Annotated in this window: 19 protein-coding genes; 13 read left to right on the forward strand and 6 right to left on the reverse strand. The window is 41.4% G+C overall.

What is annotated here, in order from left to right; all coding sequences use genetic code 11:
• Positions 1 to 35 precede the first annotated feature (35 nt).
• A complete protein-coding gene (locus PASHI_RS20195) occupies positions 36 to 512 on the reverse strand; it encodes a DUF4234 domain-containing protein (RefSeq protein ID WP_062566835.1) in 477 nt (158 codons plus the stop codon).
• A 221-nt stretch (positions 513 to 733) separates the two neighbouring features.
• Here PASHI_RS20195 and PASHI_RS20200 point away from each other — a divergent pair, with 221 nt between their 5' ends.
• Positions 734 to 928: a hypothetical protein gene (locus PASHI_RS20200; RefSeq protein ID WP_054562126.1), complete on the forward strand. Its 195-nt coding sequence runs from the start codon at positions 734 to 736 to the stop codon at positions 926 to 928.
• Here PASHI_RS20200 and PASHI_RS20205 read toward each other — a convergent pair.
• Together PASHI_RS20205 and PASHI_RS20210 are read right to left on the reverse strand one after the other, a co-directional pair.
• Positions 925 to 3,039, reverse strand: a complete 2,115-nt coding sequence (locus PASHI_RS20205) for a sensor domain-containing protein (protein ID WP_425272501.1) — start codon at positions 3,037 to 3,039, stop codon at positions 925 to 927. The genes PASHI_RS20200 and PASHI_RS20205 overlap by 4 nt on opposite strands.
• 176 nt (positions 3,040 to 3,215) lie before the next feature.
• Positions 3,216 to 5,936 carry an insulinase family protein gene (locus PASHI_RS20210; protein ID WP_062566837.1) on the reverse strand — a complete coding sequence of 907 codons (2,721 nt, stop codon included), beginning with the start codon at positions 5,934 to 5,936 and terminating at the stop codon, positions 3,216 to 3,218.
• Between the two features lie 195 nt (positions 5,937 to 6,131).
• Between PASHI_RS20210 and sixA the strand changes: the two genes are divergently transcribed.
• The 6 genes from sixA to PASHI_RS20240 all read left to right on the forward strand — a co-directional run bounded on the left by sixA (position 6,132) and on the right by PASHI_RS20240 (position 13,769).
• Entirely contained in the window at positions 6,132 to 6,608 is a 477-nt protein-coding gene (gene sixA, locus PASHI_RS20215; RefSeq protein ID WP_054562123.1) for a phosphohistidine phosphatase SixA, read from the forward strand.
• 49 nt (positions 6,609 to 6,657) lie between these two features.
• Positions 6,658 to 7,008 (forward strand): RidA family protein, encoded by a 351-nt coding sequence (locus PASHI_RS20220; protein WP_054562122.1) that lies wholly within the window; start codon positions 6,658 to 6,660, stop codon positions 7,006 to 7,008.
• The gene (locus PASHI_RS20225; protein WP_062566838.1) at positions 6,992 to 7,468 is read left to right on the forward strand and encodes an ASCH domain-containing protein; all 477 of its coding nucleotides are present in this window, start codon (positions 6,992 to 6,994) and stop codon (positions 7,466 to 7,468) included. Before PASHI_RS20220 ends, PASHI_RS20225 begins: the two co-directional genes overlap by 17 nt.
• The gene (locus tag PASHI_RS20230) at positions 7,465 to 8,199 is read left to right on the forward strand and encodes an SDR family oxidoreductase (RefSeq protein ID WP_062566839.1); all 735 of its coding nucleotides are present in this window, start codon (positions 7,465 to 7,467) and stop codon (positions 8,197 to 8,199) included. Before PASHI_RS20225 ends, PASHI_RS20230 begins: the two co-directional genes overlap by 4 nt.
• Before the next feature lie 77 nt (positions 8,200 to 8,276).
• The gene (locus PASHI_RS20235) at positions 8,277 to 10,523 is read left to right on the forward strand and encodes an NAD-binding protein (RefSeq protein WP_062566840.1); all 2,247 of its coding nucleotides are present in this window, start codon (positions 8,277 to 8,279) and stop codon (positions 10,521 to 10,523) included.
• 3 nt (positions 10,524 to 10,526) lie between these two features.
• Positions 10,527 to 13,769 carry a toll/interleukin-1 receptor domain-containing protein gene (locus tag PASHI_RS20240; RefSeq protein ID WP_062566841.1) on the forward strand — a complete coding sequence of 1,081 codons (3,243 nt, stop codon included), beginning with the start codon at positions 10,527 to 10,529 and terminating at the stop codon, positions 13,767 to 13,769.
• Here PASHI_RS20240 and PASHI_RS20245 read toward each other — a convergent pair.
• Together PASHI_RS20245 and smrB are read right to left on the reverse strand one after the other, a co-directional pair.
• The gene (locus PASHI_RS20245; protein WP_062566842.1) at positions 13,761 to 14,681 is read right to left on the reverse strand and encodes an AEC family transporter; all 921 of its coding nucleotides are present in this window, start codon (positions 14,679 to 14,681) and stop codon (positions 13,761 to 13,763) included. The two genes, PASHI_RS20240 and PASHI_RS20245, sit on opposite strands and share 9 nt — an antisense overlap.
• 24 nt (positions 14,682 to 14,705) lie before the next feature.
• Positions 14,706 to 15,263 (reverse strand): endonuclease SmrB, encoded by a 558-nt coding sequence (gene smrB / locus PASHI_RS20250; RefSeq protein WP_054562116.1) that lies wholly within the window; start codon positions 15,261 to 15,263, stop codon positions 14,706 to 14,708.
• 101 nt (positions 15,264 to 15,364) lie between these two features.
• On the opposite strand from smrB, the gene prmB reads away from it, so the two are divergent.
• Together prmB and aroC are read left to right on the forward strand one after the other, a co-directional pair.
• A complete protein-coding gene (gene prmB / locus PASHI_RS20255) occupies positions 15,365 to 16,300 on the forward strand; it encodes a 50S ribosomal protein L3 N(5)-glutamine methyltransferase (protein ID WP_054562115.1) in 936 nt (311 codons plus the stop codon).
• Between the two features lie 65 nt (positions 16,301 to 16,365).
• A complete protein-coding gene (aroC, locus tag PASHI_RS20260) occupies positions 16,366 to 17,463 on the forward strand; it encodes a chorismate synthase (protein ID WP_058586334.1) in 1,098 nt (365 codons plus the stop codon).
• A 59-nt stretch (positions 17,464 to 17,522) separates the two neighbouring features.
• Here the strand turns inward: aroC and PASHI_RS20265 are convergent, their stop codons facing one another.
• Positions 17,523 to 18,362, reverse strand: a complete 840-nt coding sequence (locus PASHI_RS20265; protein ID WP_062566843.1) for a LysR family transcriptional regulator — start codon at positions 18,360 to 18,362, stop codon at positions 17,523 to 17,525.
• 101 nt (positions 18,363 to 18,463) lie between these two features.
• On the opposite strand from PASHI_RS20265, the gene PASHI_RS20270 reads away from it, so the two are divergent.
• The 4 genes from PASHI_RS20270 (at position 18,464) to PASHI_RS20285 (ending at position 26,289) form a co-directional block, all read left to right on the forward strand.
• Positions 18,464 to 19,114: a glutathione S-transferase family protein gene (locus tag PASHI_RS20270; RefSeq protein WP_062566844.1), complete on the forward strand. Its 651-nt coding sequence runs from the start codon at positions 18,464 to 18,466 to the stop codon at positions 19,112 to 19,114.
• Between the two features lie 175 nt (positions 19,115 to 19,289).
• Positions 19,290 to 20,453, forward strand: coding sequence for a GGDEF domain-containing protein (locus PASHI_RS20275; protein ID WP_062566845.1), 1,164 nt, complete (start codon positions 19,290 to 19,292; stop codon positions 20,451 to 20,453).
• A 95-nt stretch (positions 20,454 to 20,548) separates the two neighbouring features.
• The gene (locus tag PASHI_RS20280; RefSeq protein ID WP_062566846.1) at positions 20,549 to 22,990 is read left to right on the forward strand and encodes an HD-GYP domain-containing protein; all 2,442 of its coding nucleotides are present in this window, start codon (positions 20,549 to 20,551) and stop codon (positions 22,988 to 22,990) included.
• Between the two features lie 122 nt (positions 22,991 to 23,112).
• Complete coding sequence (locus tag PASHI_RS20285) at positions 23,113 to 26,289, forward strand: HD domain-containing phosphohydrolase (protein WP_062566847.1); 3,177 nt, start codon at positions 23,113 to 23,115, stop codon at positions 26,287 to 26,289.
• The last annotated feature ends 61 nt before the right edge of the window (positions 26,290 to 26,350 follow it).

The raw sequence follows: 26,350 nt of genomic DNA on the forward strand, positions 1-26,350 counted from the left end.
TCAATGCCTTTTTTATTAGCTAATAAGCGAAACGATTATTTTTGATTATCAATAGCTTCGTTAATTTTGTATTGGAAATAAATAACGTTAAAGAAAAACGTTAAAATACCACCTAAATGAACTGGTTCATTACTGCCTTCATTAATCAACTCTTTAATCGATGTACGAAGAGAGAAAATTAATACAATGGCAACAACAAACGAAATCAGTGACACAATACCACCAATTTCAGGTGAAATTCCTGTAAAAGACAACGCAATATTCACAATGTACAAAGCAACATAGCCATAAACTAAGCCTTGGCTTACCTGGTTTTTTGCTAATGCATTGGCTTTATTGGTTCGGCTTACTAGCCAGTATACGGCGTAGATACCAAATGTGAAAAGACATAAAAAGAACACGCCCCAAGCAGAAAAGCGGTCAAAGTTTAAAATAGGTTTATTACCACCATTATTTTGCTGAGTAAGCTCAGCTTCTGGCGCTTCATAGATGTTAGCTGATTCTTCAGACATAACGATTCCTCATAATTATTTTTGTATATTCCTTTGTGCAAATTGCACGTACCGATAATAGCAGTGAGGCTGGTTTTTGTACATCATTTCAACAGCCTAGAAAGTAAGGTTAACTACCATAAAGGTCAGTATAAATAAGCCTTATAGAGGGTATAGCATGAGAGAAGTTTTAAAGTTTGCTGAAATTATGTACACTGCCGCTGATTTTAATGAGGTGCTGTGTGTTATTTGTATTTTTGAGCTGTGTGTTTATTTTGGTGATGTATTTAGAGTCTTTATCTAAAGGAATGCCGGTAAAGCGTTGGATGCTGTTAGGTGGAGTGCTTGGGCCTATCGCTTGGTGTTTATTTAATGTGCATTACCGCCGCGCATTTGTGCGCCATGTTGGCCGCCAATCTTGTGGCTGGCGACCTTAAATTTCTGCTGTTTTTAACAGGCTAGGCGCAGATTTATCGAGTTGTTTTTGTAGGAAGGCGGTAAATTCAGGCTGAGACAGTGGCTTAGAGTAATAGTAGCCTTGAACCGTCTGACACTTTAACTGTTCTAACATCACAACCTGTTCGGCTTGTTCGACCCCTTCTGCAACCACATGCAAATCAAGGTTATGGGCAATGGTTACAATTGAGTCAACCATATTGCGGCCACGCTCTGATTGCATATCATCAATAAAGGCTTTATCAACTTTTAAGGTATTAAGCGGGAACTGTTTAAGATAGGCTAAAGATGAGTAACCCGTACCAAAGTCATCCATCGCAAGGTGAATACCACGAGCACTGAGTGAACGCATTACTGCAATTGCTTCGTTAGGGTCGTCCATAACCGTACCTTCGGTGATCTCAAGTTCAAGGAAGTAAGAGGGCAGTTCATTCTTTTGCAAAATCACATCAATACGGGTGGTTAAATCAGGTAAACTAAACTGCTTAGCTGATAAGTTCACAGCAACACGACCGTTGAATAAGCCTTGATCTATCCATGCTTTTACATCGCGGCATGCTTTGTTTAAAACAACTTCACCAATTTCGATAATTTGCCCAGTTTCTTCAGCGATAGGAATAAACACTCCTGGGCTGATCACACCTTTTTTCGGGGTAATAAAGCGCACAAGCGCTTCCATACCATCGAGTTTACCTGTACGAATATTCATCTTCGGTTGGTAATACACTTCAAAGTGATCTTCTTTTAGGCCGTAACGCATTAAGTTTTCGATTTGTAAGCGTTTAACTGCTTCACGGTTCATTGTGTCGTTGAAAAACAGATAGCTATTGCCTTTTTTCTTTGCGTGATACATAGCTGTATCCGCATTTTTAAGTAATAGCTCTGGGGTATTGCCATCTTCAGGGAACAGCACGATACCGACACTTGAGGTGATCACCAGTTCATGACCTGCCATATTAAAAGGGGTGGCAATTGCGGCTAAAAAGAGTTTTGCCATGCGAGTGATGGTATGTATATCGTTGGTACCCGACATTACCAGTGCAAACTCATCACCGCCTAGGCGATAAAACACATCTTTTTCACGGGTTAACTTATTCAAACGCATCGCAAGCTTAGATAGCAAGCTATCACCAAGTTGGTGACCCAGAGAGTCATTAATCTTTTTAAAGTTATCTAGGTCAAACACTAATAAAGCGTGATGGTTATCTTGCTTAGCGAGCTTTTTCAGGTTAGTGAAAAATAAGTTTCGATTAGGTAAGCCTGTTGTACGGTCGCGGTTCGATAAATTATGTAATTGCGATTCGGCTTTTTTACGCTCAGTTTGATCTGAAAACACAACGACATAGTTACATATTTGGTTGTGCTCATTTTTGATTTCATCAATTGAAATTTCAATTGGTAGCAGTTGTCTTTTCGCATTGCGAAGTTTAACCTCTTGCTGCCAATGTTCCGTCGCTTTTACGGTGGCTTTAATTTCATCCACATAGCTTTGGTCATAGCCATTTAAGGTAAAATCTTTCTTTAGGTATTGCTCTCGTGTACCACCAAATAGCGTTAAGAAGCTTGGGTTTAAGTCAACCAGCTTAAAGTTTTTATCGAAAATGGCGATGGCGTCAGTTAGCGACTCAACGCATTTAGCAAATAGGTTTAAACGGGCTTCTGTTGATTTAAGCTGAGAAATATCTCTTACAGTGCCTGTCATACGCAAAGGGTTGAGGTTTGCGTCTTTTTCGATGATCTTGCCGCGATCTAGTACCCAATGCCAACGACCGAGGCTGTCTTTAATCCGGTAACTTGCTTCAAAAAAGGCGGTGTGTTCGGCAAAGTGTTTTTTTAGGGCTGTTTCAACGTGTTGTAAGTCGTGTGGGTGAATCAATTCGCGGTTAGGGGGAAAGCCGCTGCTACTGTTAGTATCTGAAGTGTATTTATCATTAATTCGCAGCACTTCTCCGGATTTAATATTCCAATCCCAGAGGGTATCGCCACTGCCTTCTACGGTACTTTTTAAGCGATGTTCTGAAATACGCAGTTGTTTTCGAGAGCGCTTTAATTTGAAAATTATAAATAATAGGTACGGCAATAACAGCATCATAATAGCACTTGGAATAAGCAGCAATGTGCTCTGTTCAAGCTCTATGGGGCTGGCGGATGCTGAAAAAATCCCAGCCATACTTATTGTTAAAAAAGCAGAAATCATTTTTATTATTTTTATCATTAATGCATTACCGTAATTCGCACCAATTAATCTAATCTAAGCTCGCGTTCGAGTCAAAGAGAATGCGAAGAAAGGCTTGCTTTTGGCTGTTTTTTAGCCTTTGGCTCACTTAAAAGTTCTATTCTTGGCCTGTTTTCACTGAACGTTTCGGTAATATACTGCTGCATTTGAGTAAGGCTTAACTTATCAAGTGCCTCTAAAAGCTGTTGTTGCATATTAAATTCAGTATCGCGATTACCAATAGCTAACCATAGGCGCTGTGAGCGTAAGCGTAAATTTTTATCTTTCTCAGCAATGTGTGTAACAAGACCTGCTTTGGTATCTAGCCATTGCTGCTCAGAAATGTTGTTTACTTGTGCCACATAATTATTAATAAATTGCTGGTGACGCTGAAGTATCTCATCAGCACTATGCATAGGTGACTGCACGTAAAAAGCAATACCTGCACGGGTATTAAAAGGAGCATAGCCCGCACCAACTAAGTAGCCGAGCTGTTGCTTGGTTCTTAACTCATTAAAATAATCTTGGTTTATTAAATGATTAAGTACCATCATTTGCACCTTTTCGGTAGTGTCATCCGTTTGTGCTTGATAGTACAGCACCATCGCATGATCGCTACAATTTAACGTGAAGCGCTGCTGATCTACTTCAGTTATATCGTTAAGTGGTCGCGTTAAATCAATAATTGTGGTGCTGCCGGCTAGGTGCTCTGTCACTTGCTTTTGGAACTTAAGCGCATCAGAGCGTTGCCAGTTACCATGTAAAAAAGACTCAACGTGCAAGGCTTTAAAAAACTCATTTCTAAAGCAATTAAATTGATGGAAACTAGTATCCTTTAAAGCCTGTGCTAAGGCATTCGGCTCTGGGTTCCACGGCATAATTTGCGCACCCAAAATACTAAATAGCTCACTAACAGGTTTGTTTTGATTGCTGTTTCGCCAGTGTCTAACGAGCTGCTTTTTATATTCAGCAAAGCGTTTTGCGCAGATTTCAACATTAAAGAGTGCTTCAAGTAACTCATTAACCAGCTCTAACTGACTCGATGAAAGACCCGCAGTATGTAGGGTTAAGCCACCTTGGTGCGAGGTTAAGTGATAACTGAGACCAGCCAATTCTGCTGGATAAAATTGCTCAGCAACACTGTCCATAAACAGGTCTGCAAATAAGCGGGTAAGGGCCATGTGTTTAACATCTTTAATTGCAAAGGTTGAGTCCATTGCTAAGTAAAAATGCCCTTTAGCTACTCTGAAAGTCGCGTCTTGCTTAAACCAAAAATCAAAGCCGTCTCGTGTGACTAAAAGCTCAGGTGATTTATTTGGCTCGTCTAATGGTAATAGTTCAACATCTTTTGTGAGGTATGGGTTAGCACTTGGTAAGCACATCTGTGGTAATGGCGTGTTTATTTCACTAAGCGCTTCTAACCAACTTGCTGAGATGTCTTCTACTTTATATGGGGTGTTGTACCAAGCTGTAGTGTGCTCAGGCTCAACACCTGGATGAATGAGTACCAAGCGCATGTTATCAGGTGTTAGCCATTGCATGGCAATTTCATGGGCGCAGCGGTTAAAGCCTTCCATTAAATAATCGCCTTGCACATAGTTGGCTTCATCGTAATGCTGCATATTAATGCTTAAGTTACTAACCCAATCAATTAAACGTGCTTTTTCTTGGTTATCAAAGGCAATTTGCAAGAGGTTCTTTTTGTCTTGATAAAGGCGCGGCAATTTATCGCAGTTTTGGTTAATCAAGCAGATATACTCAAACACCATTTCTACGATATCTTCATAGTATTCAATACCTTCATCAGTCAACGCCATGCTTACGTTAAAATCTTTGAAGTTACTGCCATTAATGCCACCACCTGCTGAGAGGGCATTGATCCAGCCTTGCTCTTTTAGAATAGAGTACAGCGAACCTTTGCCTTCGTAGCCAAGTAAGTGAGCGATAAAACTAACGGTTTTGTGACGGTAAAAGTCATCAATATTTGGCATCGCAAAGCTAATAATGAGCTTTTGCATATGTTTATGTGGCTCAATATGCAGCACCTTACCTAAGTCTTGTTTACGGTAAAGTGGCTGCTCTATGATCTCTTTACTTTTTGGCTGACCTTTAATTTCGCTAAATAACTGTTTTACCCAGGTGGTCATGGTCGCAATATCTTCATTGCTACATATCACCAGTGTCATCCACTGAGCCTGATAGTGGCTATCGAAAAAAGCACGTAGCTCATCACTGATACAGCCCTCACGATCCGCGAGGGTTTGCTGGTTACCGACCGAAAATTTTGCAAAAGGGTGCGCTGGGTTAACCGTTTCTTTATGAGCCTGATAAATACGGCGGCCGTCATCTTTTATTTTTAGTTTAAATTCTGCGTCTATAGCATTACGTTCTTTAGTTGTCTCTTTAGGATTTAAGAGTGGGGCAATAAAAAAACGACTGAATTGTGCCAGTGCCTCAGCAAACTGTTGGTTATTAATATCAAAGAAGTAGCAAGTGTGCTCAGTGCCAGTCCAGGCATTGGTGTTACCACCAGATTGCGATACAAAATTAGAAAATCCGCCCGATTCTGGGTACAGATCAGTGCCTAAAAAAAGCATATGCTCTAAAAAGTGCGCGAGACCTTGCCTATCAAGGGGGTCATCGAAATGGCCTGCGTTAATAGCCATTGAAGCCGCTGATTTTGTTGACTCTAAGTCTTGCACTAAAAGTACTTTTAGACCATTGTCCAGTGTTAGGGGTTGATATGTTCTGTTATCATTGCGGCTGATATTCAAAAGATGCTCCTGAAAGAGTGCGTTAATGTCCTAACAACAGATGATATTTTCAGGAAAGCTAAAAAAGACAGAGCTACGAAAATCTACCTGAATATCATAAGCGGATGTTTAATGTATCTAGTGATGATATTCTAATATAGCGAACAATCAAGCAAACTGGCTACTGTTTTATATTCTTTAATCGGTTGATTTTTTATGAAAACAATCTTAATCATGCGCCATGGCGAAGCTACGCCAATGCAAGCAGATGATGCAGCAAGACAACTGACCGAGACCGGTCACCAAGAAGCCAGTCGAATGGGGCAGTGGTTAGCAACACACCATAAACCTGATGCTCTGTTGGTAAGTCCTTACATTCGCGCACAACAAACTGCTTTGGATGCGACGCAACATATTTCGTTACAATTTAACGAAACCTGCAGTGATATTACCCCCGATGGTGTACCGCAAATTGCTGCTGATTACCTAGAAACCTTGATTGCTATGCACCCAGACTGCAATACCTGGTTGGTCGTTGCCCATATGCCAATTGTTAGCTACTTAGTTGACCAGTTAAGCCCTGGTCATATGCCAATCTTCAATACAGGAGCGGTTGCTGTTATCGAATATGATGAACACAAACAGCGCAGTCAGTACCTCAGTATTCACTCGCCAAATAACGTCGAAATCTAACAGTGGATTTGCTAAATTAGCGCCACTGTTAATTTTTTAAGTTCTTACTATGACAATCGAACGTTTACAAACCGGTGCGCGTATGAGCCGCATCGTTAAGCATAACGGCACAGTATACCTATGCGGCCAAGTTTGTGCTGATGCCGAAAAAGATATCACCGAACAAACTCAAACCATGCTAGATAAGGTCGAGGCGCTGCTTATTGAAGCAGGTAGTAGCAAAGAGCACATGCTAAGTGCCACAATTTACCTGAAGAGCATGGAATACTTTGCACAGATGAACGCTGTTTGGGATGCATGGGTGCCACAGGGTCATGCACCAGCTCGCGCTTGTGTTGAGGCAAAAATGGCGCGCGATGCACTACTCGTTGAGATTTCTGTCGTTGCAGCCGTTAAGTAACGAGCAGCGTATCGCGCAGATGATTGCTCGCTTTAATGAGCAATCAGGGCGCGAAGTGATTGAACTGCCAAGTTGGCATTTTTGCGACAATGAGCAAGATGCCAATGACTGCGCATTGCTGGTTTTAAATGGTGTAAAACAAGCAACAACCCCTTCACTTTATTGGTTTAAAGCCAATAATGAAGCCCTTCCTGAAGTTGGTGATTTAGCCATTTTTACCAATTGGCAGGGACAGCCTCTCGGCATTATTGAAACCGTTTCTGTAACTATCACCCCATATAATCAAATAAGCACCGATTACGCCGCATTAGAAGGCGAGGGCGACAAAAGCCTTGAGTACTGGCAGCGTGTGCATTGGGATTATTACCAGCGAGAGCTCGCGGACACAGAGTATCAATGTCACCCTGATATGCCGTTGGTGTGTGAGCAGTTTAGGTTAGTTTTCAAGGAGTCAGAATGAACACGAATCCAGTGGTTCTTATTACCGGAGGAGGCCGCGGTATAGGTGCAGCGACAGCAAAACTGTTTGCTAAACATGGCTATGATGTATGTATTAACTATAAGTCTGATCACGCAAGTGCAGAGCAGGTCGCTGATGAGATAAATGCGCTTGGCGTGAATGCCTATTTGTTGCAAGCTGATATTGCCGATGAGCAGCAAGTGCTCGCTATGTTCGCTAAATTAGATGCTAAGGTTTCGCGGTTAGATGTATTAGTTAATAACGCAGCGATGATGATGCCGCAAATGCCGTTATTAGAGATGGATGCTAAGCGTATCAACGCTATTTTAAGTTGTAATGTTACAGGCGCCTTTCTGTGCGCGCGAGAAGCTATAAAGCGTATGGACAAAGGCTGTATTGTGAATGTTTCATCAGGTGCTTCACGCACAGGCTCGCCAAATGAATATTTAGATTATGCCGCATCCAAAGGAGCACTTGATACCTTCACGATTGGCCTTGCCAAAGAAGTGGCGAGTAAAGGTATTCGAGTTAATGGGATAAGGCCAGGCCTTATTTATACCGATATGCACCGCGATGGCGGTGAGGCAAACCGAGTCGATAGGTTAAAATCTAAGTTGCCGCTGGGGCGTGGTGGTGAGGCAGAAGAGGTCGCTTCAGCAATTTACTTTTTGGCAAGTGAGCAAGCCTCATTCACAACGGGCAGTTTTATAGACGTATCGGGTGGGCTTTAGTAAGCCTCGCTGGTGGTAACTGCGTTGAGGGGTTATTATTTCCTAATATAAACTATAAAAATAACCCAAGGTAGCCCATGGATTCACAAAAGAAATCGACTTTATTTCTGTTCGGCTTATTTATGTTCATTATGTTGGTGGGGCTGTTTGGTGTATCGCAAACAACACGCTGGAGTGAACCTTTAGCTAACAATATATATGCAATTGCGGGCCTGTTTGCTTTTAGTGGTGATTGGACACAAGAGCTTTATAAAACCAATCAAATGAACCCTTTCATTGAATTTGCTCGATTTGCAGCCCCCTTAACGACAGCATTAATTTTCTTTTATCTAATTTTTGATGGTGCAAAGCAGCTCATTGTATATTTACTGAGGCCTCGCTCTGATTTTCAGCTTGTTATTGGTTTGGGAAATAAAGGTTCTGCCATTGCTCTATCTGCATTGGCTGCGAATAAATCAGTTATAGCAATCGAAAGTAACCCTGAAAATAGTCATATTGCCTTACTGAAACAAAAAGGTGCGATTGTGCATGTTGGTGATATTAATCAATCAGTTGCTGATAAGCTTCATTTACAGCATGCTGAGGCGGTATTTTTCTGTTGTGGCGATGATAGCCATAACATTACTATTGCACAGCAAGTACTTACTAACTTACCCAACTTGAAAGCGCCCGTTTTTGTACATCTGCATAGTCGGGTATTAGCGGATCAACTTAAACAACTCCCTCGATTTATTGAAAATACCAGCACTGAATTACGCTTTTGGCGTAAAAGCCAGTTACTAGCAGAGCAGCTTTTCGCCAAGCATTCGCCGTTACCACTGCTTAATATTCAAGGAAAAGACCAAGTTCATTTGGTTATTTTTGGTAGTAATGACGCGGCGTTAGATTTAGCAAGAACTTATGCGAAAAGTGCTATCTACAGTAGTTTAAAGCCGGTAAAAATTACTTTAATCACTACCGAATCTAATGCAGAGTTGAGTGCAGAGCTTACAGCTATTGACGCTGCCGCTGAGCTTAATGTTATTAATAAGCAAATTCATGAATTACTCGCAGATAATAAACTGCTGCTCGATATCATTTCTAATGCAACGCAAATTTATATTTTCGATACACAGCAATTAAACTGTTTCTCAATCGCTTTGACACTTCGCAATAAGATGCTAGTTGAATGCTTATTTATGGCACCCATTTACTACGCGACTAGCTACACCGAATTTAGTGAACAACAACAAGCTAAAACAAGGCAAGTACCTGATAACTTGGTGGCTTTTAATGATAACAGTAAAGATATCAATATTAGCGCAGTGACTCAGCCTCGTGGCTCAGTGTTAGCTAAGCGAGCTCACGAACAAAGCTATCAAGCAAATCAAGCTAATGTTACTTCATGGCAAGATCTACCTTATAGTTTAAAGGAAGCCAATAGAGCTTTTGCGCTGAGTTGGCGTGAAAAACTGGCGATGGTAAATGCACGTTTTAGCAGCCACTCAAACAGCATTGAATTATCAGATAACGAGCTCAATGTGATGTCGTCGATGGAGCATGCTCGCTGGTGCGCTGAGCGTAAAATTGATGGCTGGCAGTTTTCTAGTACTCGCTCAAATATTGCAAAACGACATACACTGATAAAACCTTGGCATGATTTAACACAACAACAGCAGCAAGGTAATAGTGATTTTTTTGCCTCAGCTGTTAACGATTTACTGTTACTGGCAAAAGATACAACGCAACCTTTTGGCATTGAAAAAGTGGTCACCGTGGCAGTCACAGGCCATCGCTTCACAAACCTTGAAAGCCAGCAACATGACACGTTGGTTCGAGACATTGATCAGCAGTTAGATGCGATTAAGCAGGCTCATCCAAATTGTCATTTTCAGTTTGTTTCTGGTCTTGCTGAAGGAGCTGATAGATTAGTGATAGAGCGAGCGCTAACCCATTTAGACGCTAGTTTTATTGCTCTACTGCCCATGGCTTACGAACTGTATAAATTGGATTTTAGTAAACAAGATAGTGAGTTTGAACAGTTGCTCGCCAAAGCACAGTGGTTTGCAGAAATTCCCCCTGTTTATCGAAGTTTAGCCGAGATGGAAGATACAGCTAATGAGTCTCGTGCTTTGCAATATGCCTCTTTAGCAGCGCACTTGGTTGCTATGGCCGACGAGCTAATCGCAGTGTGGGATTCTCAACCTAGCAGAGGAATTGGCGGTACAGCTGATGTTGTAAATTGGTGGCAGCATGGTGTGCCAGAACAGTTTAAGTGCCGTTACCCGTTTACTAGTCAGCGCCCTAATGGTGAAGTGCGTATTGTAGACTTTAAGAGAGATTAGCTAATGAGTGAGAAGTTAGTTAAGCATCAATACTTGGCGTTTATCTCATATCGTCACGCTGATAATAAGCAAACTGGACGGCAGTGGGCAACTTGGTTGCACCAAGCAATCGAAACCTATGAAATCCCGAAAGATTTAGTGGGTCAAAAAAATGCCCGTGGCGAGTTGATCCCAGAGCGTATTTTCCCTATTTTTCGTGATGAAGAAGAGCTCCCAGCCGATGCTGATCTTGGCAATGCAATTACACGTGCACTAGATAATACTCAACTGCTTATCGTGCTATGTTCACCTAATGCTGTGGCATCTACTTATGTTGCAGATGAAATCGATTACTTCAAAAAGTTAGGCCGAAGCGATCAAATTATTGCCGCAATGATTGACGGTGAACCAAATGCAAGCTGGGATAAAACAAAGCAATCGCAAGGGGTTGCGCCAGAGGATGAATGTTTTCCAAAGCCCTTACAATATGCTTACGACGCACAGGGTAACCCAACAACGCAATTAGCTGAGCCTCTAGCGGCTGATTTTCGGGTTAATCATGATGGCAAGCTTGAACAAGGCTGGACCTCAATTGAAGCATATAAACAGTATTTAAAATCGCGCACTGAATTTTCAAGCCAAGATTTAGCTCGATATGTTGAGCAATACCAAGCTCAACAAAAATTGATGCTGTTAAAAATTATCGCAGGCATTTTAGGTGTGCCACTCGGAGCATTAACTAAGCGCGATCAAGCTTATCAATTAGAACTTGCTAAGCAAAAGGCAAAGCGTTTGCGCCAATGGTTAAGTGCCGTCGCTATGCTAGCTGTTATTGCAGTGGTTGCGGGTGTTTTTGCTTATATTAAACAGCAACAAGCCATTAAAAATGAACAGCTTGCGCAACAGCAAACTAAAATAGCAACTGAGCAGCGTGATGCTTCATTGTTAAATCAAAGTCGCTTTTTGCTTGATAGAGCCCGTCAAGCAAACGATGATGGAGAGCATGATACTGCGTTGCTATTAGGCCTCAATGCACTACCCGGTTTATATGGGGGAGAGCGTCCAATGCCCGGTGGAATAGGGCAATTGCGTCGGGCGATTTATGCCAATAACAAACACTTTTATTATCAAGCACAAGAAAAAATTGAACAGTACCAATATGTTGAAAATGAGCAGCTGTTTGTACTTTCAAATGGCAAAGTTAAGCGTTTATCAATAACAGATAGTGACGAAGATAAACTGCTTAAAACTGAACAGTTTGTTCAAGGTTTTAGTTTAAGCCGTGATAACAAACAACTTGCTATAGCGACTCGTGAGGGCGAAGTCAGTGTTTGGGATAGTGATACCTTAACCAAACAACAAAGCACCGAAATTAAAGCCGAGATAAAAAACCTAGTATTTAGTCCTGATAACAAAATCCTTTATATGAGCAGTCATTTTGACCGGCTCATTGCTTGGGATGTCACTAATAATGAGCTTTTATACGATGTTAAACATTCTCAACAATACGGCTTGGCAGACATTCAAATTAGCCCAAATGGTCACTATATTTTAACGACTCCTGAGCTCGTGGGGCCACTTAAACTCTTCAACGCTCAAAATGGAAATGAAATACGCTCATTGGATTTAGCTTATGATTTTACAGCTAAAAATAGCTTAGCTCGACAAACAGGCTTTACCAATGATAGCCAAGGCTTAGTTATTTACGATCTAAATGGTACCCGTGTTGAAGCAGTTGAAAGTGGCGAGCAACAAGGAGTTACTCCGCATATTCATACCTTGATGAGTAAAAATGGAGAATACGTTTATGCAATGGCCACTGTTAACCAAGTACAATCGACAACCGAAAATGCTGATTTTATTCGTAGTTTAGAAAAGGCTCCGACACTTTGGAATATCAAAACAAATCAAGGTAGTCAGCTTAGCCATTTTTCAAATGTTGAAGATGGCGCATTTACACCAGACGGTAAGCTTTTGATCACATTAGCGTATAAAAATGTGCGTGTGTGGGATGTCGCAACTGCTATTGAAGTTAATAACTTTAAAATTAATCAGCGCACAAAGCTTGTTTTAACAAATAGTGAGTTGGTTAACGCCTCGAGTGATGACAAAAGTATTTCAATTTGGTCATTACTGAAAAATAGCCCGAGCATAGCACTTAGCGAAAAAATTAATTTATGGGGCGCTGAATTTAGCACTGACGGGCACACTCTGGCAGCACAGAGCCTTGATAATAAAAACCAGCTTTATATGTTTAATAGCTTGAGTGGTGAGCTTGTTCGACGCATAGATTTGTGTAAACGACATCGTGTTAATATCGCCGATGTAGCCAATGCAAAACGCTTTATAAGTGTGGAATGTGGTTATGGCAATCACCAAGTATTTGATCTAGAAAAGAACAGCTTAATTGAGTTTGGTGACAAATATGATTCGGCTTCGGTTTCATTATTAAATGAAGCACAGCAGTTTGTTTTATTTATTGAAGATTCTTGGAACAAAAAAGCGCTTTACTCCGTTGACTTGATGAGCGAACAAAGCATCGCCGAAATCCCCCTTAGTGAAGATACCATCATGACCGAGCCTAGGCTGAGTGCTGATGGGCGTTATTTATTGCTAGGTAATAATAAAAAAGGGGTGATGCTTTATGATTTACAAGCGAAAAAGCCGCAGTTTAATACAACTAAAATAGCCCGAGTTCTTGATGCCTACTTTGTGTCACAAGCAAACCGTTTGGTAATAAAAGCAGCCAAGCGTAAAGTGGGTATCTTGGATCTGCAAACCGGTGAGGTTTTAAAACAACTGACCTTCCAGTCTGATATTGCAGACCTACTTGTTAAGGGGAGTGAGCTGGTTATTGGATTAAAAGACAAAGCTGTTGTGGTTGTTGACACTGTTAGCTTGCAAGAACTTTATCGATTTAACACCACTGAAGAAGCTGGGGATTTAAGCTTATCAGCATCAGCAGAATATTTAATAATTAACCAAGGTAAGCCTAGTATTTATCATCTTGACACGGGTCAGCTGTTTTATCAGGTTGATGATTATCAACAGCAACAAATAGCGTTTGATGAGCATGCTGACCGCTTAATTATATTAGCTAATCAAGGCAAGCTGTTTAGCTTACCCGCATTGAGTCGTGAAATTAATGATGCTGCGAAAAATGCATTGCCAAAACGACGCAACTGCTTAACGCAAAAACAGCGTGAAGATAACTTTATTTCGCCATTAAATGTTCAGCAAAAACAAGCGCGAAGATGTTTAAAGTAAAATACTTAACCAGATGCTAAAGCTCGCTACACTCAATACAGTTGAAAGCACGACGCTACTTGCCAGTGTCGCTTGGTGTTGCTTAATTTGATTGGCGATTAGATAAGCGTTGACCCCTAAAGGAGAGGCGCTTAAAAGTACTAACACGTTCAGTAATGATTGCTCTAGGTTGAATACGCTGCCTGCAAAAAAGTAGACCCCGCACGGTAATACAACTAGCTTGATGATGGTTGCAATAAGAGAGGCTTGTAAGTTGTCGGCCACTTTATAAAACGCAAGGTTCGCCCCTAATACAAATAACGCACAGGCAATGGCAGGTTTGGCAAGTAGACTCAGGCCATTTGCTAAATTATCAAAAAGTGTAAAGCCAAGTAGGTTAACAGCCAAGCCGCTACTGATGCTTAACACGACTGGATTCAGCAGCATGTTTTTAGCAAATGCTCGCCAAGAGAATGTTTGCTGCGACTTAGCACTGAGCAAAAAGGTAAGGGTAAACAAAAGTGCGCTATGAAAAGTGATGATCATAAACACAATGCCGACCATCTGTTGGCCAAGTGCAGCAATAATAATAGGTAAGCCTACCAGTACTGTATTTGAGTAACTACTGCCAAGGGCAAATACAGCATGACGTGACGGCGCAGATTGCTTGCTAATGAGATAGCGGTCAAGAACATAGCCGAGGGCGTAAATGGCCAATACTGGAATGTAAAAGCTCAAAAAGCCTGCAATAGACACACTATTTTGTAAATCGGCTTGGGCCATATTTAAAAATAGAAAAGCAGGCACACTGATATAAAAAGTAAACTTACTTAAACCTGCTATATGCTCTTTCGATAAAAACGTGCTTCGCGAGCTGATGTAACCACTTAACACGATAAAAATCAGTGGAAAGATAATCGAAAAAATATGCACTTTAGGCCTTATGATAAAAAGACGTTAGCGTCTGAACTCATCACTTTGTGGAAGATTAATTAAAATAAGTACCGCACCTTTACCTCCAAATTCAAGAGGTGCTTGGTGCATAGCAATCACATCAGGGTGTTGTACTAAATATTGCGGTACCTTGTGTTTAAGTATGCGCTCACCAATGCCATGCACAACACAAGCGCAATAGTAATGCTGTTTTTTACACTCATGAATTAAACCCGCCAACTCATCTTTGGCTAATTCTTTATTTAAGCCATGTAAATCAAGGGTTAAATCTGGTGGGTAATCTCCACGGCGAAGTTGTTTTGCTAAAAAGCTATCGTGACCTGGTTTGACATAACTTACGGTGCCATGAGTGTCGATGTCTGGTACATATTCATCAGAAAAGAAAAATTCTGCCTGATGTTGCTTTTTTTGCTGGGAAAATTGCTTCGCTTGTGACACTTTAGGCTTATTGGTGAATCGAATAGTGTCTTGTTTAAATGCTTTGGCACCACTGATACTCTGACGAAATAAGTCAATATCGTCAGTGCTAATGTGGTTGTTGGCGTGGGGATCTTTTTTCATGGCGGCAGTCTAAACAAAAAAACGCTAAAAATCGAGTAAAAACCAACTGAAAAGACGGTACAATACGCGTCAGAACAGACTTTGAAAGTTAAGGAACATACATGAACCATTTCCAGATAGAAGACGCAATTTTAGACGAGGCAATTGCAGAACTTTCAACGTTGCATGATTGGTTACGTTGGACAACCAGTCAATTTGCCAGCAGTGGTATTTTCTTTGGGCACGGCACAGATAATGCGTGGGATGAAGCAGTTAGCTTACTATTACCAGCATTAAGCTTGCCAATCGACGCGCCAAAAGAGCTAATGCATGCGCGCTTAACCAGCACCGAGAAAAACCGCTTAGCTGAACTAATTGCAGAGCGTATTAATGATTGTACGCCAGTACCGTACCTGACCAACACCGCGTGGTTTGCAGGTATGCCTTTTTATGTTGATGAGCGCGTGTTAATTCCACGTTCGCCATTTGCAGAGTTAATTAATAATCGCTTTGCACCTTGGTTGGAAGAGCCAAGCTCAGTAACGCGCATTCTTGATTTATGTACCGGCTCTGCATGTATCGCTATTGCACTTGCACAAGCATTTGAAGATGCACAGGTTGATGCGGTTGATATTTCATATGAAGCGCTCGAAGTTGCTGATATTAATATTAGCGATTACATGCTAAATGACCGTGTACTGCCAATTCAGTCAGACGTGTTTAGTGGTGTTCCAGGTCAAAAATATGACCTGATCGTAGCTAATCCACCGTATGTTGATGCTGAAGATATGGCTGATTTACCACGTGAATTCCATCACGAGCCAGAGCTTGGTTTAGCATCGGGTCATGATGGTCTTGATGTTACTCGCACCATCCTAGCTGAAGCTGCAGAGCATCTAACTGATAACGGTTTGTTATTTGTCGAAGTTGGCAACTCTATGGTACATATGGAAGAGCTGTACCCAGGCGCACCATTTGAGTGGGTTGAATTTGAACAAGGTGGTCTTGGCGTGTTTGTGATCAGCAAACAGCAGCTTGTTAACTATTTCGAAGATTAACAGCAGATTTTAAAAGCCGAGCCTGAGGGCTCGGTCTCAGTAGTCATTAGGAATGAGGAAAATTAATGGCAGGTAATAGCATCGGGCAACTATTTAAAGTGTCCACCTTTGGTGAGAGCCACGGCGTTGCATTAGGCGGCGTTGTTGATGGCACACCAGCAGGTCTTGAAATTAGCGAGGCCGATTTACAAATTGATTTAGACCGCCGTAAGCCGGGGCAAAGTCGTTATACAACACAGCGTCGCGAAAGTGACGAAGTAAAAATTCTTTCTGGTGTTTTCGAAGGTAAAACCACAGGTACTAGTATTGGTTTACTGATTGAAAACACCGATCAACGTTCAAAAGATTACGGCAAAATTGCCGATGTATTTCGCCCAGGTCATGGTGATTATACCTATTGGCATAAGTACGGTATTCGTGATTACCGAGGTGGTGGTCGCTCTTCTGCCCGTGAAACGGCGATTCGTGTAGCGGCGGGTGCAATTGCAAAAAAATACCTAAAACAGTTTCATGGTATCGAAGTGCGTGCTTGTTTGAGCCAACTTGGGCCAATTAAAGCAGAAGACTACAACTGGGATGAAGTGGAAAACAATGCATTTTTCTTCCCGGATCCGAGTAAATTAGATGCGCTTGATGAATATATGCGCGACCTAAAAAAACAAGGTGATTCGGTAGGCGCAAAAGTTAAAGTGGTTGCTAAAAATGTGCCTGTTGGTCTCGGTGAGCCAGTATTTGATCGCCTAGATGCAGAGCTTGCACACTCATTAATGAGTATTAATGCAGTAAAAGGCGTTGAGATTGGTGATGGATTTGATGTGGTTGAGCAAAAGGGCTCTGAACACCGTGATGAGTTAACTCCTGATGGTTTTACATCAAATCACGCAGGTGGTGTACTTGCAGGTATCTCGACAGGGCAAGACATCATTGCCTCTATCGCACTTAAGCCAACTTCAAGCATTACCATACCGGGTAACAGCATTAATACCAGCAACGAAGCGGTAGAGATGATCACCAAAGGACGTCATGACCCATGTGTGGGCATTCGTGCAATACCTATTGCTGAGGCGATGATGGCGATTACCTTAATGGATCACTTATTGCGCCAACGTGGTCAAAACCCACATGTAAGCCACGAACATGGACCAATCAAAGGTTCGATTTAAGCGCGACTTTAAATAAAGTAAACGCAGTTAATGAGCGCGATGATTATGATCGCGCTTTTTTATGTCTTAATCAAATCCACAAGCTGCTTAAGCTGCTCATGACTTAGTGGGTTGTGGGCATGATTACCGTAAAGCAGCACGATATCAATGACAGGCAATACCGGAAGTGAGCTATCGCAGATCTCTTCCACACCCGATTGCATGCTTATTCGTGCCATACTGCCAATTGCCAGTCCTTGTTTAATCAAGCCATGTAACGCTCCCGCTGAGCCACAACAGGCAATAATATTAAAACGACGCTCGGCTTTTAATAAACCCTCAATACTGGCTTGGTGAAACTTACAGTCTCGTTGAAACAAGGCGATAGGAAGTGGGGTTGAATCGTTAATCTCAAAAGCAGGGCTTTTCACCCACACGCCTTGGCTTGATTGCAATAAGTAGCCTTCTTCGCTGTCTGGCGAGCGAGTGGCAATCACCAAATCGAGCATACCTTTGTCTAGTTTGGCTCTAAGCTCAGTACTAGGGGCGCAGCTTATTTGTAAATCCAGTGCATTAAACTGTTGGTGTAAAGCATCAACAAGCTCTGGTAGTAAAGAGTGGGCATAGTCGTCAGGGCAGCCAATGCGCACACGTAAATTGCCAGTGCCTGCTTTTAATTGCTTAAAGGCTTCATCATGAAGCGCTATCAATTGCTTTGCATAGCTTGCTAGCTGGTGGCCTTGATGGGTTAGCACCAGTTGACGACCTTGCTTTTCAAATAGCGGACTTGCAAGGTCTTGTTCAAGCTTTTTCATTTGCATACTTACCGCCGATTGGGTTCTGCAAATTTGTGCTGCAGCGCGGGTGAAACTGCCTGTATCAACAAAGGCACAAAAAGTTCTAAGGGCATCAATATCCATAATGTATCAGCTTTTCTTATAGGTAGCATAAAAACAATTGGCGAGTAATTACCCAATTGCTGTTTTATAGTGAGCTTAATCTAAACGTTAAAGGAAGCACAATGCAATTATTTATTGGCAATAAAAATTACTCAACGTGGTCATTGCGGGCCTGGTATTTACTGAGTAAATTCAATATCTCTTTTAAAGAGCTGCAGTTAGTTTTGGATACGCCTGAATTTTATGAAGCATTAAAAAGTAAGTTTCCAGTGCAAAAAGTGCCGGCTCTTATTGATGCTGAGTTAACCGTGTGGGATTCACTCGCTATTTGTGAATACATCAATGATGCTTATCTAAATGGTGCTGCTTGGCCTAGTGAAATAGCTCAAAGAGCAAGAGCGCGCAGTCTAGCGGCTGAGATGCACTCTGGTTTTGCTGCACTTCGTAATGAAATGCCAATGAATATCCGCGCCAAAAGGCATGTTGAATTATCAGAGCAAGCTAAAAAAGACATTGCACGTATCGATGAGATTTTTTCTGCTCAGCAGCAAAGCTACCCTAATGCATGGTTATTTGGCGAGTTCTCTATTGTTGATGCGATGTTTGCACCTGTGGTGCTGCGCTTCAAAACGTATCAGGTGGAGCTTTCGCATGCTGCGCAAGCTTATTGCCAGCAGGTACTTGCTTGCCCGGTAATGCAAAGTTGGATCAACGAAGCCCTTAAAGAAACAGATATCGTAGATTGTGATGAAGCGGGTGAAGAAATCAGCTAACTGAAATTTAGAGTATTTTCCTACTTAATCTATTGTTTACTATACTTTCATTTGGGGTTTTTTGTCGTATTTTTATACAAAAATACTAGTTTAATTAGTGAGCATACACTCTATACTAGAGTAGTTGCTCTTTAATCTAACACCCCTCACTTCCTTTCGTAGTAGGCATTTATTTATGGGCGCTTTTGCAGCAAAATTATTAAACGAAGATATGTCGATTGAGCGCTATGCTTGCCAATTTAAATCGTTACAGGTTGAGCAAGCATTTTTGCAAAGTAAATTTGCTCAAGATAAAAAAATAGCTCAGTTTCTTACCTGTTTGATTGCAGTTGTTACTTTTTTGGTGACATTCTTTGACAAGATGATCATTCAAGCGAGCTTTTGGCCCGATATTGCCCTGATCGGTAGAGCCGTTACTATATCAGTTTGTTTACTAAGCGCTTTTGGTCTAGGTTTTATAAAAACTCCAGGGCAGTTAAAACCCGTGATTGTCGTGTTTATGGTGTTTTTATTTTTGAATATCCAGTTCATGGTTGTCACCTATGAGCGAAATTATATTTTGCACATGTTTTTTGATGTGATCATATTGATCACCTTTTACTTTTCAACATTGTTATCTTTGAAGTTATCTTTGTTTTTAGGTGTTGCTTACAGTGTGTTCGCTGTGATTGTTATTTACTCCTATAAAGATATATCTATTCACTCATTTTATGTGGTGATCTTAGCGCATGTTGCGGCCAACTTAGCAGGCATGATCATGGCTGCTCATGAGCATATTATCCGTAGGGAGCTGTTTGTAAGGAATACTCAGCTTGCGCAACTCGCTCACGAAATGAAAACCCAAGCACTCAAAGACTCACTCACTCAACTGCCTAACCGCCGCGCTTTTGATAATGCTTTCCCAGAGTACCAAAGGCTCACTCAGCAGCAACAAGGTGAGTTAAAACAGGTCTGTGTTATTTTGGCTGATATTGATTATTTTAAACGTGTGAATGATACCCACGGCCACGAGGTGGGGGATGCTGTATTACAACGTTTTTCTGCTTTTTTAACTCACTCACTACGTACCTCTGATGATGTGTATCGCTTTGGCGGAGAGGAGTTTGTAATTGTACTACCACTATGCTCTGTGCCAGATGCAACGGTTATTATTAATAGTATGATCTCAAGGTTGAATAGTGAAATGTGCGAAGTTGGTGAGTTATCTTTACCAATTCGCGCAAGTTTTGGTTTAACTGTGATGAGAGAAGAGGAGCAAAAATCAGTTATCTCAAGAGCTGATGCTGCACTTTATCAGGCTAAAGATGCAGGACGTAATCAATTAGTTATTAAACTTTAATTGCTTAATTATGCGTTAAAACATGTACCTTATAGTCATTTCGGTATAATCTTTAATCATATTATTTTCTTATATTAGCAAGCAAGGAGTCGCGAATGCTAACACGCCACGATAAAGGGTATAAAATTTCAATTAGAGCCAGTGTCTTGCTGGTATTTGCCCTTGCAAGTTTACTCACAGGCGTGGTGGCGATTAGTTTGCATTATTACTTTAGTGAAAAGCTGATACTGCAAACTAAATCAGAACAATTTAAACAAACTAGCCAGCAAATAGCCGATCACATCACCCGAATCAACCATCGTGCCGATAATACCTTGAGCGTGATGATCCACGACACGCGATTATTTTCGAATAGCCAAGATAATAAAGAGATTTTACAGCATGTATTGCTCGAAATTTTAACGCGCCATCCAGACTTTTATTCGCTTATTCTTGGTCATGCTAATGGCGACTTATTACAGGTTATTAATTTAAAAGGCTATGCCAAGCTTCCTTCATCGTTTCAACTTGATGAAGACGATCATTGGCTGGTGTATCAAATTACAGGGCAGGGCAGCGATCGTAAGCAAGTAACCACGTATTTAGACGAGTCGCTCAACGTTCGTAAAAGAGACACGCAAGCGACAGATTACGACCCGCGCACCCGTGTTTGGTTTCAGGATGCAACCAGTACTTCGGTGACGAAAACTGAGCAGTATGTGTTTAACGTATTTGATGTACCAGGTTATACCTATGCAATTAAATCAGCGCAAACAGGCGATGTATTAGCGATTGATATTGCCAGTGCAAGTTTGAATCATTTTTTAACCGCGCAACAAACTAAAATGAAGCACTTGGTTGAAAGTGAAATGTATGTTTATCGGGGTAATGGCGAAATTATTGCGAGCAGTAAAAACCAAAGCCATCAGCATAGTTTTGCTGACTTATCTCAGTTGGTTAAATTAGATGAGCAGCAATCTGGGCTTGCTAATAAAGCGCATCAATTTGGTAAAATGCTAAGCGTCCATGAAAAGGGCATAGAAAAGTACATGTTTGTGCTGCCTCTGCCGCTCAGTAGCGATATGCAATCTGATGAAGTGGATTATTTCACTGTACTGGTATCTAAAGATGACGTGTTAGCGGTAATTAAAGAAAAAATACGCATTTCAATTTTAGTGACGGGCTTATTTTTACTTTTGCTGCTGCCCGTTTCTTGGTTTTTTGCCTCTTCAATCGTTAACCCAATACTTAAACTAGTGGGTGAGAACAAAAAAATTCAACAGCGCGATTACAATGAGGTATCAACGCTTTCGAGCCATATTTTAGAAATTCATTATTTAGCTAGTTCGATGGTCGATATGAGTCGCTCCATTGAGCAACATGAAAATTCACAAAAAGCGTTGATGGAGTCCTTTGTTGAGCTTATTGCGCAAGCCATTGATGATAAATCTCCCTATACGGCAGGGCATTGTGAGCGGGTGCCAGAGCTGGGTATTTGGCTTGCAGATGCCGCATCAGGTTCAACAGATGAGGCGTTTTCTAAGTTCAGCTTTAAAACCCCTGATGAGCGACGCGAGTTTCGTTTAGCAGCGTGGTTGCACGATTGCGGTAAAATCACCACACCAGAGCATATTGTTGATAAAGGCACTAAGCTCGAAACCATTTATAACCGTATTCATGAAGTACGCACCCGATTTGAAGTGCTGCTGCGTGATGCAAAAATTGCTTACTATGAACAACTATTAGCGCACCCAGAGCAGCAATCTGTGCTTAAGCAAAAGCTTGAGCAACAAACTGAAAAGTTACACGCAGACTTTAGATTTATTGCTGCCTGTAATGTTGGTGGTGAGTTTATGGATGAAGCGCAGCTGTCTCGTTTACATGAGGTTGCTAGCATTAAGTGGCAGCGCCATTTTGACGCAAGTTTAGGTTTATCACCCCTTGAAGAAATGCGTATGGTTGATTTGAAGAGTCAGCATTTACCTGTCGAAGAGTCACTGCTAAGCGATAAGCCAAGTGATTTAATTCCACACGAAAAAGCCGTTGAGTACCCAGATAGTTTGGGCATTAATATGGTCATTCCTGAGTATAAATATAACCTTGGCGAATTGTATAACTTGTCGGTGGCGCGGGGCACGTTAACAGCGGAAGACCGATTTAAGATCAATGAGCATGTGATCAGCACAATTCGTATGCTTGGTAGTGTGCCATTCCCTAAAGAATTAGCGAAAGTTCCGCGTTATGCATCAACCCACCATGAAACCTTAAAAGGCACCGGTTATCCACGAAAATTAACCGCTGAGCAGTTATCAATACCTGAACGTGTGTTAGTACTTGCTGACATCTTCGAAGCATTAACCGCGGCAGATAGACCTTATAAAAAAGCGAAACCTTTAAGTGTTGCTGTTGATATTTTAGCGAAAATGGTCGATGACGATCACATTGACCGTGACGTATTTGAGCTCTTTTTAACTTCAGGCATATACCTAAAATATGCAAAACAGTTTTTACATGAGTCGCAAATCGATTCGGTCGATATTCAAAAATATCTAAGATAATTATTTGCTTATGCTTTAGGCTAATATTGCAGTGTTTTTGTTTGTAATACAAAGTTATTGGTGTATAAAGATTATACAAGCTAATATTATTTACGAACAAAGCATTGCAAGGAGATGCATAAGTGCTGGTATCTGCTTTTCAAAAACTTAAACAAAAAATTCGTTTTTCGATTCGTCTTACCGTTGTTGCGGTGTTCGTATTAGCCACCTCATTAACAGCCCTGATTGCAATTAGCCTGCAATATTATTTCAGTGAAAAAATGGCTTTAGAAGCCAGTGTTAAAAACTTTAATTTAGCCACCGGCTCCGTTGCTGATTACCTTACTGGGGTGAATGAAAAGTCAGAAAACACATTAAGTGTAATGGTACAAAACAGTAGCCTTATCAGTGCCGACAGCGAAGATAAAAGTGAACTGAGAGATGTCATGAGCGAAATCATGCAGCTCAATCCATTGTTTTATGCCTTATATGTCGGCTATGAAAATGGTGACTTTTATGAATTAATTAATTTAGAAAGTAGTGAAATTGTTCGCCAGCAGTTGCAAGCCATCGAAGCGGATCGTTGGGTAGTGATCCATATTAGCGGTGAAGGTGCAGAGCGTGTTCAGCACACTCATTACTTTGATCAGCAATTTAATTTGCGTATCTCTCAAACAAAGAGTACCAGCTATGATCCGCGAGAGCGTTTGTGGTTTAAGCAAGCAAACTCGACCCGAGTCAATAAAACCAAGCCGTATTTTTTCACCCACCTACAAGCTCCCGGGCAAACCTATTCGATAAAGTCGGCAAGAGAAAACAGTGTATTGGCGTTAGACGTGAGCTTATCGAGCATCTCTGAGTATTTAAGTAAACAGCAAAGTAAAATGAGCAGTCAGTATTTAAGCGAGCTGTACATATACAATAAAGAAGGTGAAATTGTTGCCTCTAACCAACAAAAAAATAGCTTACTATTACCAAGGCTTGAAAAACTGCCTCTGACTGAAGAGCAGCAAAGTGTATTGGCAAAGTATCCTTATTTAAGCGTATCAAACGAGACAAACTGGCCACCAATGGATTTTAGTGTGGGCGGAAACCCGAAAGGCTATAGCATTGATTATATTAATGGTTTGGCTGAGTTACTGGGAATCAAGGTGACCTTTATCAACGGTTTTACTTGGTCGGAGTTTTTAACGCAATTTGCAAAAAATGAAATAGACATTATTCAGCCTATTTTTAAAACGCCTGCCAATGAGCCGCTTGGTCTTATGAGCCAAACTATGGCGACCTTACCGTTCAGTATCATTACAGCAAAAGGCACCACACCAGTTGTTACCATGAAGCAGTTAGCGGGCAAACAGTTGGCAATAGGCGAAGGCTGGTCGGTCATTAAAGTGATCAAAGAGCACTTTCCCGACATCGACATTGTTGAGCTACCAAGTACAAAAGCGGTGCTTGATGCAGTAAGCCAAGGACGCGTCTATGCTGGTTTAGATAACGAGGCGGTGTTCAAATACACTCAAAAGCAGTTTTTTATCGATGGTATTCAGTACAATCAGCTTGATAGTTATAGCCACGAGCTACTACCCGATACCCTGCATTTATTGTTTCATCCAGAGGATGCAGCGCTTAAAGACTTAATCGATATGGCAATCACTCAGTTGCCAAATTCGTACATTGCTGCACTCGAGCGAAAATGGTTAGGGAGCGACCCCAGTCAGCAAACACAAGTTATTGGCACTGTGCCATATCCTGAGTTTCTAACTTTAATTACAGATGAAACAAACTTTGCCCATTTACGTTTGATGACCCTAAATGGCATTGAAAAGTATGTGTATATTACTCCGCTTTCAGAAGGGGGCATTAATAGCGATTACTTAGCGATAGTAGTGCCGAAAGAGGGGGTACTAAGCTCTACCCGTGAGAAAATTAAGCTCTCTATTTTTATCACTGCCGCATGCTTAATTATGGTATTGCCGGTGTCGTGGTTTTTTGCCTCACCCATTGTTGCACCTATTAAGACCTTAGAGGGTGAAAACTTAAAGATAAAGCGCCGTCAGTTTGACCAAGTTTCAACGTTAAAAAGCAGTATTAAAGAAATCAATAATCTGGCCAGCTCTATGGTGCAAATGAGTCAATCTATTCAGCAGCATGAGCAAAAGCAAAAAGCCTTAATGGAGTCATTTATTGAGCTTATTGCGCAGGCCATCGATGATAAATCGCCCTATACAGCAGGGCACTGCGAACGAGTACCAGAACTGGGCATTATGTTGGCCAAAGCGGCTTCAAGTTCCAATGAACACGCTTTTAAAGAGTTTGCCTTTAAAAATAAAGACGAGTTAAGAGAGTTTAGCCTCGCGGCTTGGCTACATGACTGCGGTAAAATCACCACCCCAGAGCATATCGTCGACAAAGGCACTAAGTTAGAAACCATTTATAACCGTATTCATGAAGTGCGTACACGTTTTGAAGTACTGTGGCGAGATGCAGAAATCGCTTATTTAAAAGCATTGCAAAGTTCACCAGAAAAGCAACCTGAGCTTGAAGCTGAGCTTGCCAAACGCCAAGCACAATTACGCAGTGATTTTTCGTTTATCGCAGCGTGCAATGTGGGGGGCGAATTTATGGATGAAGCAAGTCTTAAGCGTTTAGAGGCGCTAAGTAACATAACGTGGCAGCGACATTTTAACGATAAGGTAGGCCTTTCTCCAGTTGAAGAGCTGCGAGTTCACAGCAGCGATGAGCAGCTGCCTGTTACTGAAAAGCTACTTTCAGATAAGCCTGAACATCTGATCACCCATGATAAACCTATTGAGTATGACGAGCGCTTAGGCATTAAAGTAAGCATTCCTGAATACAAGTATAATCTAGGTGAGCTGTATAACTTGCAAATTCAGCGCGGTACGTTAACAAATGAAGATCGCTTTAAAATTAATGAGCATATTATCAGCACTATTCGAATGCTCGATAATGTGCCGTTCCCTGAAGAGTTAGCACGGGTGCCACGTTATGCCTCGACCCATCACGAAACACTCAAAGGCACGGGGTATCCGCGTAAGTTATCTGCAGATGATTTATCGATACCTGAGCGTGTGCTGGTGCTGGCTGATATCTTCGAGGCATTAACCGCTGCCGATAGACCTTATAAAAAAGCCAAGCCACTCAGTGTTGCCATTGATATTTTAGCCAAGATGGTAGCCGATCAGCATGTTGATGAAGATGTGTTCAAATTGTTCTTAACATCAGGTATTTACCTTGAATATGCAAAACGCTATTTAAACCCAGAACAAATCGATGATGTTGATATCGCAAAATACCTGTAACTGAGGGCGGTTGCTTTTACTTTAGAGTGAAAAGTCCGTACAATTCGCCTCGTTTTTAGTG

The sequence above is a fragment of the Pseudoalteromonas shioyasakiensis genome (genome assembly GCF_001550135.1).
In the GTDB taxonomy this organism is placed as follows: domain Bacteria; phylum Pseudomonadota; class Gammaproteobacteria; order Enterobacterales; family Alteromonadaceae; genus Pseudoalteromonas; species Pseudoalteromonas shioyasakiensis.

Bases quoted from the DNA above. Each gene is read 5' to 3' on its own strand.
- PASHI_RS20195 (WP_062566835.1), bottom strand. From the start codon at position 512: ATGTCTGAAGAATCAGCTAACATCTATGAAGCGCCAGAAGCTGAGCTT.
- PASHI_RS20205 (WP_425272501.1), bottom strand. From the start codon at position 3,039: ATGATGCTGTTATTGCCGTACCTATTATTTATAATTTTCAAATTAAAG.
- sixA (WP_054562123.1), top strand. From the start codon at position 6,132: ATGAAAACAATCTTAATCATGCGCCATGGCGAAGCTACGCCAATGCAA.
- PASHI_RS20220 (WP_054562122.1), top strand. From the start codon at position 6,658: ATGACAATCGAACGTTTACAAACCGGTGCGCGTATGAGCCGCATCGTT.
- PASHI_RS20230 (WP_062566839.1), top strand. From the start codon at position 7,465: ATGAACACGAATCCAGTGGTTCTTATTACCGGAGGAGGCCGCGGTATA.
- PASHI_RS20235 (WP_062566840.1), top strand. From the start codon at position 8,277: ATGGATTCACAAAAGAAATCGACTTTATTTCTGTTCGGCTTATTTATG.
- PASHI_RS20240 (WP_062566841.1), top strand. From the start codon at position 10,527: ATGAGTGAGAAGTTAGTTAAGCATCAATACTTGGCGTTTATCTCATAT.
- smrB (WP_054562116.1), bottom strand. From the start codon at position 15,263: ATGAAAAAAGATCCCCACGCCAACAACCACATTAGCACTGACGATATT.
- prmB (WP_054562115.1), top strand. From the start codon at position 15,365: ATGAACCATTTCCAGATAGAAGACGCAATTTTAGACGAGGCAATTGCA.
- aroC (WP_058586334.1), top strand. From the start codon at position 16,366: ATGGCAGGTAATAGCATCGGGCAACTATTTAAAGTGTCCACCTTTGGT.
- PASHI_RS20265 (WP_062566843.1), bottom strand. From the start codon at position 18,362: ATGGATATTGATGCCCTTAGAACTTTTTGTGCCTTTGTTGATACAGGC.
- PASHI_RS20270 (WP_062566844.1), top strand. From the start codon at position 18,464: ATGCAATTATTTATTGGCAATAAAAATTACTCAACGTGGTCATTGCGG.
- PASHI_RS20275 (WP_062566845.1), top strand. From the start codon at position 19,290: ATGGGCGCTTTTGCAGCAAAATTATTAAACGAAGATATGTCGATTGAG.
- PASHI_RS20280 (WP_062566846.1), top strand. From the start codon at position 20,549: ATGCTAACACGCCACGATAAAGGGTATAAAATTTCAATTAGAGCCAGT.